Source organism: Flavobacterium sp. CG_9.10 (genome assembly GCF_015752245.1).
Lineage (GTDB): Bacteria > Bacteroidota > Bacteroidia > Flavobacteriales > Flavobacteriaceae > Flavobacterium.
Genome location: NZ_JADOVD010000010.1, coordinates 1 through 18,801, shown reverse-complemented (window position 1 = coordinate 18,801; position 18,801 = coordinate 1). Strand labels below are relative to the sequence as shown.

The 18,801-nt window shown below is 33.7% G+C and carries 12 protein-coding genes; 7 read left to right on the top strand and 5 right to left on the bottom strand.

Features of this window, described 5'->3' with window-relative positions; translation table 11 throughout:
• The first annotated feature begins 347 nt into the window (after window positions 1-347).
• The 7 genes from IWX84_RS09955 (at window position 348) to IWX84_RS09925 (ending at window position 7,599) form a co-directional block, all read left to right on the top strand.
• On the top strand, window positions 348-1,256 hold the full coding sequence (locus IWX84_RS09955; RefSeq protein WP_196850598.1) for a type II restriction endonuclease: 909 nt from the start codon (window positions 348-350) through the stop codon (window positions 1,254-1,256).
• Entirely contained in the window at window positions 1,256-2,230 is a 975-nt protein-coding gene (locus tag IWX84_RS09950; protein ID WP_196850597.1) for a Dam family site-specific DNA-(adenine-N6)-methyltransferase, read from the top strand. Before IWX84_RS09955 ends, IWX84_RS09950 begins: the two co-directional genes overlap by 1 nt.
• Before the next feature lie 273 nt (window positions 2,231-2,503).
• On the top strand, window positions 2,504-3,058 hold the full coding sequence (locus IWX84_RS09945; RefSeq protein WP_196850596.1) for an REP-associated tyrosine transposase: 555 nt from the start codon (window positions 2,504-2,506) through the stop codon (window positions 3,056-3,058).
• 138 nt (window positions 3,059-3,196) lie between these two features.
• The gene (locus IWX84_RS09940; RefSeq protein WP_196850595.1) at window positions 3,197-4,057 is read left to right on the top strand and encodes an NAD(P)-dependent oxidoreductase; all 861 of its coding nucleotides are present in this window, start codon (window positions 3,197-3,199) and stop codon (window positions 4,055-4,057) included.
• Between the two features lie 101 nt (window positions 4,058-4,158).
• Entirely contained in the window at window positions 4,159-5,055 is an 897-nt protein-coding gene (locus tag IWX84_RS09935; RefSeq protein WP_196850594.1) for a 3-hydroxyacyl-CoA dehydrogenase, read from the top strand.
• Between the two features lie 1,213 nt (window positions 5,056-6,268).
• Complete coding sequence (locus IWX84_RS09930) at window positions 6,269-6,715, top strand: hypothetical protein (protein ID WP_196850593.1); 447 nt, start codon at window positions 6,269-6,271, stop codon at window positions 6,713-6,715.
• A gap of 431 nt (window positions 6,716-7,146) precedes the next feature.
• Window positions 7,147-7,599: a ferritin-like domain-containing protein gene (locus IWX84_RS09925; RefSeq protein WP_231385464.1), complete on the top strand. Its 453-nt coding sequence runs from the start codon at window positions 7,147-7,149 to the stop codon at window positions 7,597-7,599.
• A 300-nt stretch (window positions 7,600-7,899) separates the two neighbouring features.
• Here the strand turns inward: IWX84_RS09925 and IWX84_RS09920 are convergent, their stop codons facing one another.
• The 5 genes from IWX84_RS09920 to IWX84_RS09900 all read right to left on the bottom strand — a co-directional run bounded on the left by IWX84_RS09920 (window position 7,900) and on the right by IWX84_RS09900 (window position 18,128).
• A complete protein-coding gene (locus tag IWX84_RS09920) occupies window positions 7,900-9,381 on the bottom strand; it encodes a peptidoglycan endopeptidase (protein ID WP_196850592.1) in 1,482 nt (493 codons plus the stop codon).
• 789 nt (window positions 9,382-10,170) lie between these two features.
• Window positions 10,171-12,432: an aconitate hydratase gene (locus tag IWX84_RS09915; RefSeq protein WP_196850591.1), complete on the bottom strand. Its 2,262-nt coding sequence runs from the start codon at window positions 12,430-12,432 to the stop codon at window positions 10,171-10,173.
• A gap of 127 nt (window positions 12,433-12,559) precedes the next feature.
• Window positions 12,560-15,331: a bifunctional aconitate hydratase 2/2-methylisocitrate dehydratase gene (locus IWX84_RS09910; protein ID WP_196850590.1), complete on the bottom strand. Its 2,772-nt coding sequence runs from the start codon at window positions 15,329-15,331 to the stop codon at window positions 12,560-12,562.
• Between the two features lie 336 nt (window positions 15,332-15,667).
• Window positions 15,668-16,621, bottom strand: a complete 954-nt coding sequence (locus IWX84_RS09905) for an AAA family ATPase (protein ID WP_196850589.1) — start codon at window positions 16,619-16,621, stop codon at window positions 15,668-15,670.
• Between the two features lie 79 nt (window positions 16,622-16,700).
• On the bottom strand, window positions 16,701-18,128 hold the full coding sequence (locus tag IWX84_RS09900) for a peptidylprolyl isomerase (protein ID WP_196850588.1): 1,428 nt from the start codon (window positions 18,126-18,128) through the stop codon (window positions 16,701-16,703).
• Window positions 18,129-18,801: the final 673 nt, after the last annotated feature.

The following is an 18,801-nucleotide window of genomic DNA, read 5'->3' as shown; positions in this document are numbered from 1 at the left end:
GTGTCCTTCCGTAAAAACTTCAGGTCGGGCTGTTCGCTGTATCTTTTTCGTCAGTTCGAGTTGCTGTTTTTACAGCAGTATCGAGAACACGAAAAAGGATGCCGCTTCCATCCCTCACGCGAGACCGAAATAACAATAGCATTTATTACTTTCAAGAAATTTTGTAAGAAAAATTTAATATATTTGAAAACATAACGCGCAATCAATAGCGATAATCTAACCATTTTTGGGTATATATATGCTATTTTGTAGCGAGTATGCAAAAGTTGGCAGACATTTTGGAAAAACAGAATATAACGAAACATTGGTATTAACATTTTGTATATTTGTTCCCAGAAAATAAATATATGAATATTAAAGAAAAATATGTTGCTGAATTTGAGAAATCTTTAAATGAATTTGTCGACGATTTAAAAAAACACGTTTCTACGGAAACTGGAGAATGGACTGTAAAAGGATTTATTGACATCTACAAAAATATATACACAATTTCTTCGGATACAAAAATTGTTTCAAAAATTCTTGAAATCCACATTTTCCCTGTAATTCTAAAATTTGCAAATGATGCAGGCTATAAAATTATTTTGGCAACTCATCAAAACTATTATCCTGACTTAACCTTTGTAAATAAAGAAAATGATCAAATTAAGTTTGCGCTTGATTTAAAAACAACATTTAGAAGGGATGATAAGTCCGCAAAATTTACATTAGGTAGTTATGGCGCATATTTCAAAGAAAGAGATAAAGACAAGAATATTCAATTCCCGTACAATCAATATACAGGACATTATTGTTTAGGTGTTATTTACACAAGAATAGATTTCGACGATGATTTATCTGATATAGAAATTTTTCAGGTTAATGAAATCGAAGAAAATTATAGTAACCAAATTGACCCAATAGGAGAAAGAGAAATTACCAAAGTTGAGAACTTAAAATCTATAACATCAGTAATAAAAGATTTTGATTTCTTCGCCGTAGCCAAATGGAAAATAGCAAGTGATGGAAAAGGTTCAGGAAATACAGCAAATATTGGTTCGGTCAATAATATTGACGATTTGAAAGCTGGAAATGGTGTTTTTAGTAAACTCGGAGAAGAATGGTTCGATGAATATTGGGTAAACTATGGTAATGCTAAAATAATGCGGGATGATAAAGCAGTACCAATTACTAATATTTGGGATTTTCTCGAATTTAAAGGTAGAACTGACTTAATTGATAAAGTTGGAAACGGAGCTAAAAAAAGAAAAAAGTAATGAAAATATTTGTTCCTCCTATAAAATCTCAGGGTATAAAATCAAAACTTACCGAATGGATTTCAACAAATGTTGAAAACGTTTCCTATGAAAGATGGGTAGAACCATTTATGGGAACTGGTGTTGTTGCATTTAATGTTAGACCCAAAAGAGCACTTTTATGTGATAGTAATCCTCATTTAATTAGATTTTACAACGCCATTAAAGACAAAGAAATTACCAGTGGTATCGTAAAAAGACATCTTACAGAAGAAGGAAAAAAATTATTAGAAAGTGATGGTAAATATTATTATGACGTAAGAACAAGATTTAATCTTGAAGGAAATCCTCTTGATTTTTTATTTTTAAGCCGTTCTTGTTTTAACGGAATGATGCGTTTTAATAAAAAAGGTGGTTTTAATGTACCGTTTTGTAAAAAGCCAAATCGCTTCGCTCAAGCATTAGTCACAAAAATTACAAATCAAGTAGAAAACATATCTCAAATTATTGAGAATGGGGATTATACATTCAAACATCAAGATTTTAAAGATACTTTAAATGAAATAAAGCCTAATGATTTTGTTTATTCTGACCCTCCATATATTGGAAGACACGTAGATTATTTTGACTCTTGGACAGAAGAGGAAGAAATAATTTTAAACAATGGACTACATAAATCAAATGTTTCATTTATTCTATCAACTTGGCTGAGTAATAAATATAGAACAAATGATTATGTGTTTTCTGTTTGGAAAAATTGTTTCGTATCTACAAAAGAACATTTTTATCACGTTGGTGGGAAGGAAACAAATAGAAATGCAGTTTATGAAGCACTGTTATCAAACATAAAACTAAAAGACAGTATATCAAATTCTGAAATGAGCGAAAGAATTAGATTAAATCAATCACAATTGACAAGTAACGTGAAAAGTTACAATGAACCACAACAATTGACATTTATACTTGAAGAACAACAACTACAGCCAATCGAGTAGACGGCTCCGCCCCTAATGGAACGGAGTGCGCCTCTCACACCACCGTACGTACGGGTCTCGTATACGGTGGTTAGCAAAGAGATGGGTTGAGTTCAATATAAACATCAGTAAGTGATCGACCTCGCTGATATCCCACAATCGTTAGCCCGACCGCGCTGATATGCTTCAATCGTTCGCGCAGTTTTGCAAACTGTGCCCACAATGACCAAATAATATAAAAAAAACAAAAAGCTATGAATTATTCATGGCTTTTTGTTATTTTTAAAATAAAAAATGTCTACAAAGTATAAAGCCACAACAACAGAAGACGCTTATTTTATAACGATTACTACAGTGGGTTGGATAGATGTTTTTACACGATTAAATCAAAAACAAATTATTATTCAAGCGTTACACTATTGTCAAAATCAAAAAGGATTAGAAATCTATGGATATTGTATTATGCACAGCCATATTCATTTGCTTTGCAAAGCAACAAATGGTTTTGTTTTATCAGATGTGATGCGTGATTTTAAAAAATTCACCTCCAAAAAAATTATTCAGACAATTATTGAACAGCCGGAAAGCAGAAGAGAATGGATGTTGGATTATTTTAAAAAAGCTTGTGCCCATTTAAAACAAGAACAACAATATAAAGTTTGGCAAAACGGTTATCATGCGGAACATATATTTAGTAATAAATTTATAAAACAAAAAATGGATTACATTCACAACAATCCTGTAAAAGATAAGATTGTAACGCTGCCAGAAGATTACTATTTCAGTTCTGCAAGAAATTATGCTGCATTAGAAAATGAATTAGAGGTAATTTTATTAGAATTATATTAGCTCCCAATTGGAATGGGCACAGTTTGAAAAACTGCGCTAACGATTGTCTATAAATCGAGCATTAAAAAAAAACGAAATGGATAAAACCAATATTTTAAATACCCACAAAGAGCAAATAATATAAATGAAACAAAAACTATGAATACATTAAAATTAGGATGGATCGGTCTTGGAAACATGGGAAATCCAATGGTTATGAACCTACTCAAAGCAGGTTTTGAAGTCTCCGTTTTCAATCGTACCAAAGATAAAGAAGTGCCATTACTAACAGCTGGAGCAAAAGCAGCAAGCAGTTTGCAAAATCTTATGGAAACTTGTGACGTAGTTTTGACCATGTTATCCAATGACGCAGCAGTCAAAGAAGTTTTTGAGGGACCAACGGGTTTATTGTCTGCAACATCAGCGGGCAAAACCATCATCAATATGAGCACGGTTTCCCCGGAAACGTCCCGCTATTTAAACACTATTTGCAACCAACATAACGTGCATTTCATAGATGCTCCCGTTTCTGGAAGTGTAAAACCGGCACAAGACGGAACGCTGGTCATTCTTGTAGGAGCTTCAAAAGAAGACTTCGAAGCGACCAAACCAATATTTGACGTTTTGGGTAAAATTGCCATTCACGTAGGAGAACCGGGCGTAGCAAGTTCAGCTAAATTAGCGATCAATTACTTATTGGGATTAAATCTTCAAGGATTAGCCGAAACCGTTTTATTTGCCGAGAAAAATGGAGTGAGCAAAGAAGACATGCTCAACATTATCAATCAAGGCGCCTGCGGTAACGGAATTACGAATATCAAAACACCTTCCATTCTGAACGACTCGTATCCTGCGGCTTTTGCGTTAAAACATCTGGTCAAAGATTTAAGGTTGGCCAAAGAAGCCGGACTCGATTCCCCGTTGATTCATCCGCTGTATGACAGCTATGCAGCAGCAGAAAAAGAAGGACTAGGCGATCAAGATGTCATGGCAATAATCAGCAGTTTAAAAAACAAGTAATACCCAGAATTTTCTGGATATCATTACACCGCTGCAATCTTTAGCACAAACCGGAGTAATAACAATAATAATAGAATAAATAACTTTAAAAGTAAAAAATTATGAGCTTTAAAAATATAACTGTTGCCGGTAGCGGTGTTTTGGGTTATCAAATTGCCTTTCAAAGTGCTTTTTATGGTTATAATGTTACCATATATGATATTAATGACGAAGTTTTGGCCAAAGCCAAAACAAAATTCAGCGTTTTAAGCGAAGCCTATAAAAGCGATTTGCAGGCAACGAAAGAACAATTAGAGGCGACTTATGCTAATTTAGGTTATTCATCAGATTTAGCAGAAGCCGTAAAAAATGCCGATTTAATGATCGAAGCCGTTCCTGAAAACCCAAATATTAAAATTGCCTTTTACGAAAAATTAGCCGCAGTTTCTCCGGATAAAACCATATTTGCCACTAATTCTTCGACCATGTTACCCAGCCAATTTGCAGAGTTTACCAAACGTCCAGAAAAATTTTTAGCATTGCATTTTGCAAATGAAATATGGAAGCACAACACAGCAGAAATAATGGGACATCCAGGAACTGCGACCGAAGTTTTTGATGCTGTTGTAGCCTTTACAAAAACTATAGGAATGGTGGCCTTACCATTATATAAAGAGCAGCCTGGTTACATTCTAAATTCTCTGTTAGTGCCATTATTAAATGCTGCAACCAACTTATTGATAAAAGGAGTTTCTGATGTAGAAACAATTGATAAAACGTGGATGGTTGCAACAGGAGCGCCTGTTGGTCCTTTTGGAATTTTAGATGTTGTTGGTATTACAACTGCCTACAATATCAACAAAATGGCTGCGGATGCTACACAAGATCCAATAAAAATTAAAACAGTAGAATATTTAAAAGAGAATTTTATTGACAAAGGTAAATTAGGCTTCGACACAGGTGAAGGATTTTATAAATATCCTAATCCAGCATACAAGAAAGAGGATTTTTTGAAATAAAAAATCATCTTTCTTTTTATTTTTTAACTAATATATTGCAATTCTTCTCATTACTTAGCTTTCTCCAATTGGCGCTCGTTTGCAACGAGTGCCAATTTTAATTTAAACTGATATCGCAGCGTTTGCGACGCGATTACTAAAGCTTTAAGAATTGCACAAAGTCGGGAGACTTCGCCAGCTAGGACTTTAACTTTCCCTAACTCAAAAGTTCAAACGATGTAAAAAATTCTACTCTCATTTTCGTTCATCTTAATTGCAGCGCGTAATGTATCCTTTGCCCAATCAAAAATCAAAGCAATAAAAGCTGGAAAATGATTGATGTTTTAAGCGGAAAAGTCCTTACAAATCAAATAATATTGATTGATAGCAGTAGGATTATTACAATTGGAAGCGATATTACAATTCTCAAAAATATAGAAATCACTGACCTACGTAATGCCACAGTATTACCCGGATTAATGGATTGTCATACTTACTCCCATTTATGTGAAGCGAACATTATATTCAGGTTTCACAATGGACTTTTTTCGATTTTATTGCTGCTGGTGTCTTATTGCTCATTACGGGTCTGATGCTTGACCTTGTAATGAGCAAGGTAAAGAAAACCAACCTCCGAATTGCGTTTAGCTTGGTTATTCTATCAATTCAACTTCTCATTTGGGCAGAGTTTGCCGTTAGCATCCTTTGACAACGTTGAACCATGTATAGATTTCTAATTAAAGAGAAAGTCTGCCAACTTTTTATCCCATACATATAGAAAGTCAAAAAAAAAATCTTCAAAAGTGTGATCTTTTCACCAAGTTGTACACTAATCTAATATCGGTAACGTAATTGTAAATTATTACGGGATAAAAAAGAAACATTTATAGCAGCAATAAAAGAGAATGAAGGCTTTATCTTCAAAATAGCAGCTGTTTATACCAATAAAACAGATGATAAGAATGATTTAGTTCAGGAAATCAACAACAAAATCGGGTTATTAAAATGATCCATTTGATATTTTTTTTGTATATTTAGTACCTTATTTAAATGAAAGTCAGTGCTTTAAAATCCCCAATTCGTAGCACTTAAAAGTTATTAATTTTCCTAACCTACAATAACTACAAGCAGAAATATTTACGCATCTTTCAAAACTAATTGGCACAGTTTAGTATTGAGCCGGCACACTACAATCCGAGTATAAAAATTAATAGTTCACCAATAAATAGTTATCATGGAAAATTTAAGATACCGACCAAAAGGTAATTTTACATGGGAAGCCGAGTGGCAACACTTATATACAGTGACGGAGCACTGGCTATCTGACTTACAATTCTATAAAGATGATTTGGATTTTTTATATCATCTTATCGACAAATATTTTCTTTGGTTAGCCCAAAAGGACAACTTAGCTGAAATGAAGGAATTAACCACTGGCTTGTCGGGCGAAATCAAAGAATATGATAAATTGGTCCAGAAAACAGCCAAACATTTGATGCATCTGTCCGAACTTATTGATGATCCTTTTAAATATGATTCACATCAATTTAGAAGTGAACATGAAGAATTGGAGAATGAGATTGCCGATTTCGTGAAAAAATTCAGAAAAAACAAAAAGGAAACATTCGCAATTACAGAGCAAGCTATAAAAAAAGAAATTAAAAAAAGACTTATGCCGTAGACATACAAAGACTACAGCTAACAATGAATGTAAAAATACGGTATTGAGAAGGGCGTATTTCCTGATTACAAGTCTAACTTTTAAAATCTATTTTATACTGATAAAACTGCCCCCAATACCTGTCTGAATTTATGGGGGCAATTCATTTCTGAAATCTATTCCTGTAAAAATTTATTTACTGTTTTAAATTTCAATTCATGATTGTAAAGTTCAATTACTGGAACAGATTCCTTTTTAGAAACGGATTTATGCCTGTGAAAATTTATTTTAGTGTTTTTTTATCTTAAACAATACTGCACGACAAAATTTTCCTTATAAAAATGTTAATATGTAAATGATATAAATTTTAAAAAAAATATCATAACAAACTAATTATAAAACCTTTATACCTTTATAATATAATAAAAAAAATAATCTAAAAGACTATAAAAATGGAAAATGAAAAAACAATTAGCCTGTTAAACAACTTGATCGAAATTAATAATGATCGTATTGAAGGGTATAAAACAGCTACCGATGAAACAGATGAAAGCGATTTAAAAGCATTATTTACTCAATTTAAACAAACGAGTGAAAAGTGTAAATCTGAACTTACTTCCGAGGTACACCGATTGGGTGCAGAACCAGTTGAAGGAACTAGAGTCACCGGGAAATTTTTCAGAGTGTGGATGGATGTAAAAGCTGCACTTACCGGAAAAGACAGAAAAGCGATTTTAAACTCCTGCGAATATGGTGAAGGTGTTGCGCAAGACAACTATGAAGATACACTAAAAGACGCTTCAACTGATTTATCATTTGAGCAACAAAACATGTTAAAATCTCAACTTGAAGTATTAAGAGCTGATCACAATACCGTTAAACAATTAAGTGGAGCAATTGCATAATACTTCTTTTAATGCTCTACTAAAATAGATTTGCATATAAAATGATTCCCATAAATGTATATATTTTGCAAAAGCAAATCTACACGTACTATCATAAAGTTATTTTGGCAGTAAAGTTTTGTTTAAAAAATGATTATTTATTTTTTGTGACCTGAAAGAGTTCTTTTATTAAGAGCTCTTTTAGGTTATTAAAAAAAAAGCCTACCTTTCAAATGAGTAAAACGGGGAAAAAATTCCATAAAAAAACTCTCAATTTTTGTTGAGAGTTTGATTTACAATATATTTTTTTTTCGTTAATTATTACAAAACTCTGTTTACCTGAACCACTTTCCTTTTATAATAGTTTTCTCTGGTAGAGGAAATAATAACACCATTTCCTACTGAGGCATGGATGAATTTTATTTCTCCTTCACAAACTTCCACCACCATTCCTACATGATTAATTTGATTTCTGCCGTTGGTTTTAAAGAAAATTAAATCTCCTTTTTTAGCTTCTTCGGCCTCAACTTTAGTCCCAAAACCAGATTGTTCTATGGAAGACCTTGGCAATTTAATATCAAAAGCGCCAAACGTATTACACATTAAACCCGAGCAATCAAATCCAGATTTAGAAGTTCCACCAGTTTGGTATCTTGTTCCAATGTTTTCCGCAGCTTTATTAATCAATTGATCCAAGAAATCGGTATTTCTGGAGGCCATATTGACAAAAGTTTTTATTTCAGCTTTTGTTGTTTCGATCGTATTGTTCTCAACAACACTATTATTATTATTATTATTATTATTATTATTATTCACTTCAACTTTCGCAATGGCAACCTCTTTTTCAGGTGCATTAAAAGCATGAATATTTAATTTAAATCCTACCGGTAATTTTTTAGTGATTTCAGGATTTTGTTTTTCTAATTCCTGAACTGAAATTCCGTATTGTTTCGCGATTCCGTATTTTGTTTCTTTTGGTAAAACTTCGCGAATAATATCTTGTGCCATTGCATTTGCAGCAATAGTTGATTGATTTTTTTCTACTAATTCTGCTTTTAATTTCTCTTTTTTGGATTGATGTACCACAGCTATTTCTTCTTTTGCCTTCTCCACTATTGTTTCAGAAACGACTGCTTTTTCTGTTGTTAGGATTGCATTAGCTGGGATTATAATTTTCTGACCTACTTTCAACGATTTGACACCTATTTTTGGATTGGCTTTGTTGAATTCCTGAATGGTGATTCCGTATTGTTTTGCGATTGAATATTTAGTTTCATGAGGTAAAACTTCGCGGGTATTTTCTTCTGTTGATTGATTTGTATTTTCTGTTGCTTGAGGAACAACTGCACTCTCTTTTTTTGATTGGGATACAACTGCGATTTCAGTTGAGGGTAATGCGTGTGCAGGAATTTTAATTTTTTGACCTATTGTTAATGAATTTGATCCTAAGTTGGGATTGGCTTGATTTAATTCGTCAACTGTAATTCCGTATTGTCTAGAAAGTCCGTATAGTGTTTCTTTGGCCAGAACTTCGTGGGTTCTTTCGGACTTGTTTGTTTTTGTCCGAGAAACAATTTTTGTGTTTTTTGAATGAGCTACAGGAATTAATAGTACCGAATGAAGTTTTAAAAGATTTTTGGCATTGTGATTTAATTTGTAGATATCAGTAACTTTAACATCGTATTTTTCTGCAATTTCAGAAATTGTTTCTCCTTTTGAGACGGTATGCTTTGTAAAATTCTCTTGAGAAAAAGCTAGAACACTATTTAAAAAAACTAAAACTAAAATTAATTGATACCTCATAATTACATTCTTCAAATTAACTATCCCATTTTTATTCCTATCAGCGATTCCGGGATATAATTATTGAATCTCGCTGCTATTAAATTCTTAACTGATAAAAAACACTGTTCTGACTAAATATTTCATAATGAAAATAAAAAAAGGAAAATTTAATAAATTTGGAATTTAAACTGATTCTTATTTCTGTTAAGTAAAAGTTGGAATTTCCTAAAAAGCTAATTTAAACTTAATAATCAAAAAAACTAACTTTTTGTATCAAAACTTTTCAAATTTCTTATATAATAACTACTTTTTTCTTTTTTAATTGCATTCTTCTAAGAAAAAAATTGTTAAATTAAAGTCTGACGTTTTAATCTTTCTTTTGCAAAAATGACCCCTTTAAATTGTTCTACCAATTTTTTTAAGAAAAATTAATGTTAAACTTTTTCTTAAAGATTGTTAAAATTATAATTGAGAAATCGAATTTTCTATTTATTTCCCTAACCTAGCCCTGATGGAAATGGAAAGCCTTTTGAAGTGGAATTGCATATTTTTCCTGACCTAAAAGAGCGACCGCAGGAAGCTCCTTTTTGGTCTTGGAAAAAAGAAATGACACGAAAAAGCTTGAAATGGACAGCAGGATAAGCTTCTAATCTTCATTAGAATAGATTCTGAATAGATTCTGAAATAAATTCAGAATAAAAAAAAGTGTTCAGTAATTAGTTTCCGTATTGAATTACGGAAAACTAAAGTACTAAACACTTTCTATGTTAAACTGACCGCTATAATTGGGTCATTTACTACTTCTAATTATGCTTCGGCAGCAATCAAATTTAATGCTGAACCTGCAACAAACCAGCCAATTTGACCTTCATTGTACGTATGGTTTGCCAAGATAATATCCTTAGTACCATCAGCATGAACGAATTCTAATGTTAATGGTTTTGCTGGTGCGAAATCAACTAAATCTAAGAAATTGATGGTATCATCTTCTTGGATTTTCTCATAATCCGCTTCGTTAGCAAAAGTCAATCCTAACATACCTTGTTTTTTAAGGTTTGTTTCGTGGATACGAGCAAATGATTTCACCAATACCGCTTTTACACCAAGGAAACGAGGTTCCATAGCAGCGTGTTCACGTGAAGAACCTTCTCCGTAATTGTGGTCTCCAACAACAATTGAAGGAACACCAGCCGCTTTGTAAGCACGCGCCACAGCAGGAACTGCATCGTAAGTACCAGTCAATTGGTTTTTTACTGAATTTGGTTTTTGGTTGAATGCATTGATAGCACCAATCAACATATTATTTGAAATATTATCTAAATGTCCACGGAAACGCAACCATGGCCCAGCCATAGAAATGTGATCTGTGGTACATTTTCCAAATGCTTTAATAAGCAATTTAGCGCCCGTAATGTTTTTTCCATCCCAAGCTGAAAATGGAGCTAATAATTGTAATCTTTCTGAAGTTTCACTTACAGAAACAGTAACACCTGAACCGTCTGCAGCTGGTGCTTGAAAACCTGGGTCTTTTGCATCAAATCCGTTTTTAGGCAATTCATCACCTGTTGGTGCTTCCAGTCTCACCTCTTCACCATCTTCGTTGATTAACGTATCAGTCACTGGATTGAAACTTAAATCTCCTGCGATAGCCATAGCAGTCACTAATTCCGGAGATCCTACGAAAGCCAAAGTGTTCGGGTTTCCATCGGCACGTTTGGAGAAATTACGGTTGAAAGAGTGAACGATTGTATTGCGTTCTTCTTTTTCAGCTCCTTCTCTATCCCACATTCCGATACATGGTCCGCAAGCATTTGCAAAAACGGTCGCTCCCATTTTATCAAAAATATCAATAAATCCGTCACGTTCTATCGTATAACGCACTACTTCAGAACCTGGAGTAATAGTAAACTTTGATTTTATTTTTAATTTTTTATCGGTAACTTGTTTAGCTATTGAAGCTGCACGAGCAATATCTTCATAAGAAGAGTTGGTACACGAACCAATCAAAGCTACTTCAATTTTTAAAGGCCAGTTGTTTTTGATGGCTTCCTCTTTCATTTTAGAAATAGGCGTAGCTAAATCTGGAGTGAAAGGACCGTTTAAATGTGGCTCTAATTCAGATAAGTTGATTTCGATCACTTGGTCAAAATACAATTCCGGATTTGCATATACTTCAGCATCACCTGTTAAGTAAGGAGCAATTTTATCAGCTGCATCAGCAACATCTGCTCTGTTAGTAGAACGCAAATAACGTCCCATTGAAGCATCATAACCAAAAGTAGAAGTAGTTGCACCAATTTCGGCACCCATATTACAGATAGTTCCTTTTCCAGTACAAGACATAGAAGTTGCACCTTCACCAAAATATTCAACGATAGCTCCTGTTCCACCTTTTACAGTAAGAATCCCGGCTACTTTAAGGATAACATCTTTTGGAGCAGTCCATCCTGACAATTTACCTGTTAATTTAACACCGATAAGTTTAGGGAATTTTAATTCCCATGCCATTCCCGACATCACATCTACAGCATCTGCACCACCAACACCAATGGCAACCATTCCTAATCCACCTGCATTAACAGTATGCGAATCAGTACCTATCATCATTCCTCCAGGAAAAGCATAGTTCTCAAGAACTACTTGGTGAATAATTCCAGCTCCCGGTTTCCAGAAACCAATCCCGTATTTATTTGACACCGACGAAAGAAAATCAAAAACTTCATTACTTTGCGTTTTGGCTCGGGCCAAATCCGTCACCGCATCCACTTTAGCTTGGATTAAGTGGTCACAATGCACCGTTGTAGGAACGGCAACCTTAGCTTTTCCAGCATGCATAAATTGCAATAACGCCATTTGTGCAGTTGCATCTTGACAAGCAACTCTATCTGGAGCAAAATCGACATAATCAATACCTCTTCCAAAAGCTTTGGATGGCGTTCCATCCCAAAGGTGGTTGTATAAAATTTTCTCTGTCAAAGTAAGCGGATGTCCAACTATTTCGCGTGCTTTATCAACACGAGTTGTCATGTTGTCGTACACTTTTTTAATCATTTCAATATCAAAAGCCATATATATAATTGTTTTTTATTATTGTTTTTTATACTTCACAAGGTACAAAAAATACAGGAGCTATAAAAATAAAAAAAGCCTGAATCGTAGACTCAGGCTTTTAGATATAAATAACTAATCTTAGTGGTTATATTACTAACAATTTATGAGAGGGTGCAAATTGTGTCAGATTAATACCTTTTACTGCAGCTTTATACTCGTCCATCGTAGGTGTTCTACCTAAGATTGTCGACAATACAACAACCGGTGTTGAGGAAAGTAAAGATTCTCCTTTTTTACCTTCAGAATCTTCTACAACTCTTCCTTGGAAAAGACGAGTAGAAGTTGCCATTACTGTATCCCCTTTTTCTGCTTTTTCTTGGTTACCCATACATAAGTTGCATCCAGGACGCTCTAGGTAAAGAATATTTTCATATCCAGTACGTGCCACGCCTTTTGGAGCATTATCGTCAAATTCGAAACCTGAATACTTTTGTAAAACTTCCCAGTCCCCTTCCGCTTTCAGTTCATCAACGATGTTATAAGTTGGTGGCGCTACTACAAGTGGCGCTTTAAACTCTACCTTACCAAATTGCTCATCTATATTCTTAAGCATTTGAGAAAGAATTTTCAAATCTCCTTTGTGAACCATACAAGAGCCAACAAAACCAAGATCTACCTTTTTAACTCCTCCATAAAAAGAAAGAGGTCTAATAGTATCGTGTGTGTATCGTTTAGAAACGTCTGCATTATTAACATCCGGATCTGCAATCATTGGCTCTTCAACCATATCAAGATCAATAACAACTTCAGCATAATACTTTGCATTTGCATCTGGAGTTAAAGCTGGTTTATCACCTGATCTAATGGCTGCAATTCTATTATCAGCAATTGTAATCAAACCTTTAAGAACTTGCTTAGCATTATCCATTCCTTTGTCTATCATAATCTGGATTCTTCGCTTAGCGATCATTAATGATTCGATCAAAGTTTCATCCTCAGAAATACAGATAGAAGCTTTCGCTTTCATCTCTGCCGTCCAGTCTGTAAAAGTAAATGCTTGATCAGCGGTAAGAGTTCCTAAGTGAACCTCAATGATTCTACCTTGGAACACATTCTCTCCACCAAATTGCTTCAACATTTGAGATTGAGTAGCGTGAACCACATCACGGAAATCCATGTACGTTTTCATATCCCCTTTGAAGGTAACTTTTACGGACTCTGGAATTGGCATTGAAGCTTCTCCAGTAGCAAGTGCAAGAGCAACTGTTCCTGAATCTGCACCAAAAGCAACCCCTTTTGACATTCTTGTGTGAGAGTCACCTCCAATAATAATTGCCCACTCATCAACAGTAATATCATTAAGTACCTTATGAATTACATCAGTCATTGCAAGATACTTCCCTTTTGGGTCACGAGCGGTAATCAAACCGAAGTCGTTCATGAACTTCATTAATCTAGGAATATTTGCCTTAGACTTATTATCCCAAACTGAGGCTGTATGACAACCTGATTGGTACGCACCGTCAACAATTGGCGAAATCACAGTAGCGGCCATAGACTCCAATTCTTGAGAAGTCATCAAACCAGTCGTATCTTGTGAACCAACAATATTTACTGTAACACGTACATCAGAACCAGCGTGTAACACTTTCCCTGGAGTTGTACCAACAGCATTTTTATTAAATATTTTTTCTACTGCTGTAAGCCCTTGTCCTTCAATAGAAACTTCTTTTGATGGAGCAAAAACAGGAACAATAGCAATTCCTAATGTCTTAGAGGCAAACGTTTGTAATTTTTTTCCAAAAACAATCGCATAAGATCCGCCAGCCTTGATAAATTCCATTTTCTGAGGTGTAAATGCCTTAGAAATATCAATCAATTCGGTATTGCCATTATACAATTTCTTCGTTTTTGTATTAATCGTAAGAACAGTTCCTGTAGCAACAGAATAGGCTTCTTCGAGAACAACATCGCCACTTTCGTTGCGAACAGGGTTCCCTTTTTCATCAAGTACTTTTACCCAGTTTTTAAGGTCTAGACCAATACCACCCGTAACATCTACAGTAGTAAGGAAAATTGGAGAAATCCCGTTTGTTCCTGCTACGATTGGAGCAATATTAATAAAAGGAACATAAGGACTTGCTTTTTTACCAGTCCAAAGCGCCACATTATTCACACCTGACATTCTTGAAGATCCCACACCCATAGTCCCTTTTTCAGCAATCAGCATCACACTTTTATCAGGATGTTGTGCTTGTAGCGCTTTAATTTCATCTTGTGCTGCAGGGGAAATCAAACATTTACCATGAAGTTCACGATCAGATCTTGAGTGCGCTTGGTTACCTGGAGAAAGTAAATCAGTTGAAATATCTCCTTCACCAGCAATATAAGTAACTACCTTAATCTCTTCTACTACCTCTGGAAGTTTTGTAAAGAACTCAGCCTTTGCATAGCTCTCTAAAATATCTTTAGCAATTTCGTTACCACTTTTATATGCTACTTCTAAACGAGCTGTATCAGCCTCGTATAGAAAAAATTGAGTTTTAAGAACCATTGATGCTTCTTTTGCAATAGCAACCTCATTACCTAAACCTAAATCAAGTAACACCTCAATCGAAGGACCACCTTTCATATGTGATAATAATTCAAATGCAAAAGCAGGACTAATTTCTTTTACTACAGATTCTCCGAGGATAATTTCCTTTAGAAACATAGCTTTCACTCCAGCAGCAGGAGTCGTTCCTGGAACAGTATTATAAATAAAGAATTTAAGAGATTCTTCGCGATCTGCGTTATCTGAATCTTTAATTTGTGTAATGATTGCGCTTAGCAATTCAGCACCATCAATAGGCTTTGGGTTAAGCCCTTGAACTTTTCGTTCTTCGATTTCTTGTAGATAATCGTTATAAATGTTCATAATAGAATTCTTTTCAATGTTAAAGGCTGATTTTATTGATTATCTCAAAATCAAAAGCCATAATATCTCGGTGTTTTTTTCGTAATGCAAATTAACGAATTTAAGATGAGAATTAAAAAAAATTGAATAGAAGTGGACTTTTCAAAAATTATTATTGCCAGATACTAATTTTTAATACGTATAATTATAGAAATGCAAAAAATTTAACATTTTAATGATTAATCCATAATTAATCATTTGTATTCGTATTATTCCTAAATTCCAAAAATCATCACAAACAAGAAAACGTTATAGTTCAGAATAAAATTCAACCCTAAAACGACCAAAAAATACATTTTAAAGCAATTTAGCAATTATCATTTCTTCAGTTACACCTTCAGCATCTGCTTTATAGTTTTTAATTATTCTATGACGAAGTATCCCTACTGCAACTGCTTTTACATCTTCAATATCTGGAGAAAACTTACCATTAAAAGCGGCGTTCGCTTTCGCAGCCAAAATTAAATTTTGCGAGGCTCTCGGACCTGCTCCCCAGTCTAAATAATTCTTGACAAATTCGTTTGACAGTGGATTATCAGGTCTTGTTTTACTAACCAAAGTCACTGCATATTCGATGACATTATCTGCAACAGGAATGCGGCGTATCAATTGTTGGAAATCGATTATATCTTGTGATGTAAATAGCGGATCTATTGTATTGACTGAATCGGAAGTGGTTCGCTTTACCACTTGAACTTCTTCTTGAAAAGAAGGATATTCAAGTTTTATGGCAAACATAAATCGGTCCAACTGCGCTTCAGGCAAAGGATAAGTTCCCTCTTGCTCAATAGGATTTTGGGTAGCCAAAACAAAATATGGCAAGTCTAATTTATAATTCTCACCAGCAATAGTAACGGAACGCTCCTGCATCGCTTCAAGCAAAGCAGCTTGTGTTTTAGGTGGTGTTCTGTTTATTTCATCCGCCAGAATAATATTCGAAAAAACAGGTCCTTTTATAAATTTGAATTTACGGCTTTCATCTAATATTTCACTACCAAGTATATCCGAAGGCATTAAATCTGGTGTAAATTGGATTCTTTTAAAATCAAGTCCCAATGCAAGCGCAAGCGTGTTCACCATCAATGTCTTGGCCAATCCGGGAACTCCAACTAACAAAGCATGACCGCCAGAAAAAATACAAAGTAAAATTTGATCTACCACCGCATCCTGACCCACAATGATTTTTGCTATTTCGTTTTTTAGCTCGTTTCGTTTTTGTACTAAGTTATGTATTGCTGCTACGTCAGACATTTTTGAATGTTTATTAAATTAAAAAAGGGTTAGCGATATGAATTCATAAAGCTAACCCTTTTTATTTATTTTAAAAAAATTATTTTTTCAACCAATTGTTCGTGAAAGCACAATCTCTGTATTCTCCAATAATTTTAATATATGTTTGTTTTATTTTCTCATCAAACCATTTTCCAATAGCTTTGATTTGTTTTTCTTTTAAAGCTAAATCTTTAATTTTGATATAATCCTTAGCGTAATCCGCCGTATGTTCATCTATTCTATTTGTAACGGTAATCAATTTATATTTTTTCTTACCTTGTTGATCTTCCATTATTGGCAAAGAAATTTCTCCTTCTTTCAAATTCGAAACTTGACTGTATAAACTAGGATCCATTTTTGTTAATTCGAAGCGAGTATCTTGAGTTTTCGGATTGATCAAAGCACCGCCATTTACTCTGGTTTCTTTTTCATCTGACGAAGCTCTTGCTGCATCAGCGAAAGTAAGCTCCTTGTCTTCAATCTTTTTTCTGATTAATTCAATTTTATCCTTGGCTTCTTTCATAGATTCTTCTGAAACTGCTGGAGTCAATAATATATGACGCAATTCAACTTCTTGCCCTTTTATCTTCTCAACATAAATAATATGAAAACCAAAATCAGTTTCAAAAGGAGCAGAAATTTCTCCTTCGGCAAGACTAAAAGCAACGTCTTTAAACTCTTTTACAAATGGAGTTTTTCGATTCATTTTATAATATCCACCATTTGAGCTGGAACTTGGATCTTGCGAATACAGGACTGCTTTTGTAGCAAAACTAGCTCCATCTTGACATTCTTTTTTGTAACCATTCAGTCTCTCAATAACTTTTTGCTTGTCGGCATCAGAAACCTTAGGAGTCACAATAATTTGTGCTACTTCCATTTCGGCACCAAAAGTAGGAAGATCGGCAGCAGGTATTTTTTTGAAAAAGTTACGCACTTCTTCCGGAGTTATTTCTACTCCATCGACAATCTTTTTTTGCATTTCAGAAGTCAATTTCTGCTCTTTCAAAACATCAAAGAAATAAGTTCTAAACTCTTCCTCATTATTTTTCTTGTAATACTTCACTACTTTATCCAGCGATCCTAATTGTTCTGTCATATAGTTCAATCGATCATCCATCATGCCTTTTATTTCAGAATCGCTTACCTTAATACTGTCTTGTACCGCTTGATGTGCATATAATTTGTCTTCCAATAATTTACCTAACATTTGACATCTTGTAATATCTTTTACAGAACCTCCTTGTCCTGAAATTTCCAAATAAGATTTGTCGATGTCAGAATCTAAAATTATATAATCTCCAACTGTTGCAATTACACCGTCTATTTTTTGTTTTTGATTGGATTGTATTTTTTTAACAGAAACAACCGCACTATCTTTAATAATTTCTTGTGCTCTTGTTATCGCACTTGAAAACAGTAAAAGAAAAAATGTTAGTGCAATTTTATTGTTTATGGATCTCATTTGTAATGTTTTTAATGGCATTTTTATAATTTATTATTAGCGTAATGTATCGTTAGTTTTCTTTTTTTAATTTATTTAAAAAGAGATCTTTTAATTGTGGCCAAATATACACTTTAAGAATCAAGAAAAGAATGGAATTTATAATACAATTACTTACAATTCTTTAAACTTAAAGCCAACAAAAATAACAATTCAATTACATAATACAAGTTTCCTTTGTACTATTAACAAAAAATTGTAAAACGCATTAATTTATTAGTTTAAATACTTCCTAAAAGTCATATTGACTCTCCAAATATTTAGATTAAAATGGATAAAAACAAGTCTTCCACTTTATAAAAGTCAAACTCCAAGCAAACCTTCCTATGCGTTTTGAATTACTATTTTTTTTCAACTTATTTTACCGAGCATTTATTTTTCTAAAAACGCGAAAACTATTTGCATGAATATTTACGATTGAAAACAAAATTAAAAATCATTAAAACCTTCCTCTAAAACTGCATTTTAAAAAAAGTTCTTAACACTATTACGTTTTCGTAAAGAAGATTACAGCACTCCATGTAAGAAGTATTGTTATTTGTGTAAATTAGATAAATAATCATTGTTGTCCGATAAAAAATCACGGAACGTTTATTTTTCTATTTATTTTGGCACTTCACGAGGTTTTAGCCTGCTTTAGCTTGTTTTTGAGTAC

Coding starts and splice junctions, on each gene's coding strand:
- IWX84_RS09955 (WP_196850598.1), top strand. CDS start 348: ATGAATATTAAAGAAAAATATGTTGCTGAATTTGAGAAATCTTTAAAT.
- IWX84_RS09950 (WP_196850597.1), top strand. CDS start 1,256: ATGAAAATATTTGTTCCTCCTATAAAATCTCAGGGTATAAAATCAAAA.
- IWX84_RS09945 (WP_196850596.1), top strand. CDS start 2,504: ATGTCTACAAAGTATAAAGCCACAACAACAGAAGACGCTTATTTTATA.
- IWX84_RS09940 (WP_196850595.1), top strand. CDS start 3,197: ATGAATACATTAAAATTAGGATGGATCGGTCTTGGAAACATGGGAAAT.
- IWX84_RS09935 (WP_196850594.1), top strand. CDS start 4,159: ATGAGCTTTAAAAATATAACTGTTGCCGGTAGCGGTGTTTTGGGTTAT.
- IWX84_RS09930 (WP_196850593.1), top strand. CDS start 6,269: ATGGAAAATTTAAGATACCGACCAAAAGGTAATTTTACATGGGAAGCC.
- IWX84_RS09925 (WP_231385464.1), top strand. CDS start 7,147: ATGGAAAATGAAAAAACAATTAGCCTGTTAAACAACTTGATCGAAATT.
- IWX84_RS09920 (WP_196850592.1), bottom strand. CDS start 9,381: ATGAGGTATCAATTAATTTTAGTTTTAGTTTTTTTAAATAGTGTTCTA.
- IWX84_RS09915 (WP_196850591.1), bottom strand. CDS start 12,432: ATGGCTTTTGATATTGAAATGATTAAAAAAGTGTACGACAACATGACA.
- IWX84_RS09910 (WP_196850590.1), bottom strand. CDS start 15,331: ATGAACATTTATAACGATTATCTACAAGAAATCGAAGAACGAAAAGTT.
- IWX84_RS09905 (WP_196850589.1), bottom strand. CDS start 16,621: ATGTCTGACGTAGCAGCAATACATAACTTAGTACAAAAACGAAACGAG.
- IWX84_RS09900 (WP_196850588.1), bottom strand. CDS start 18,128: ATGCCATTAAAAACATTACAAATGAGATCCATAAACAATAAAATTGCA.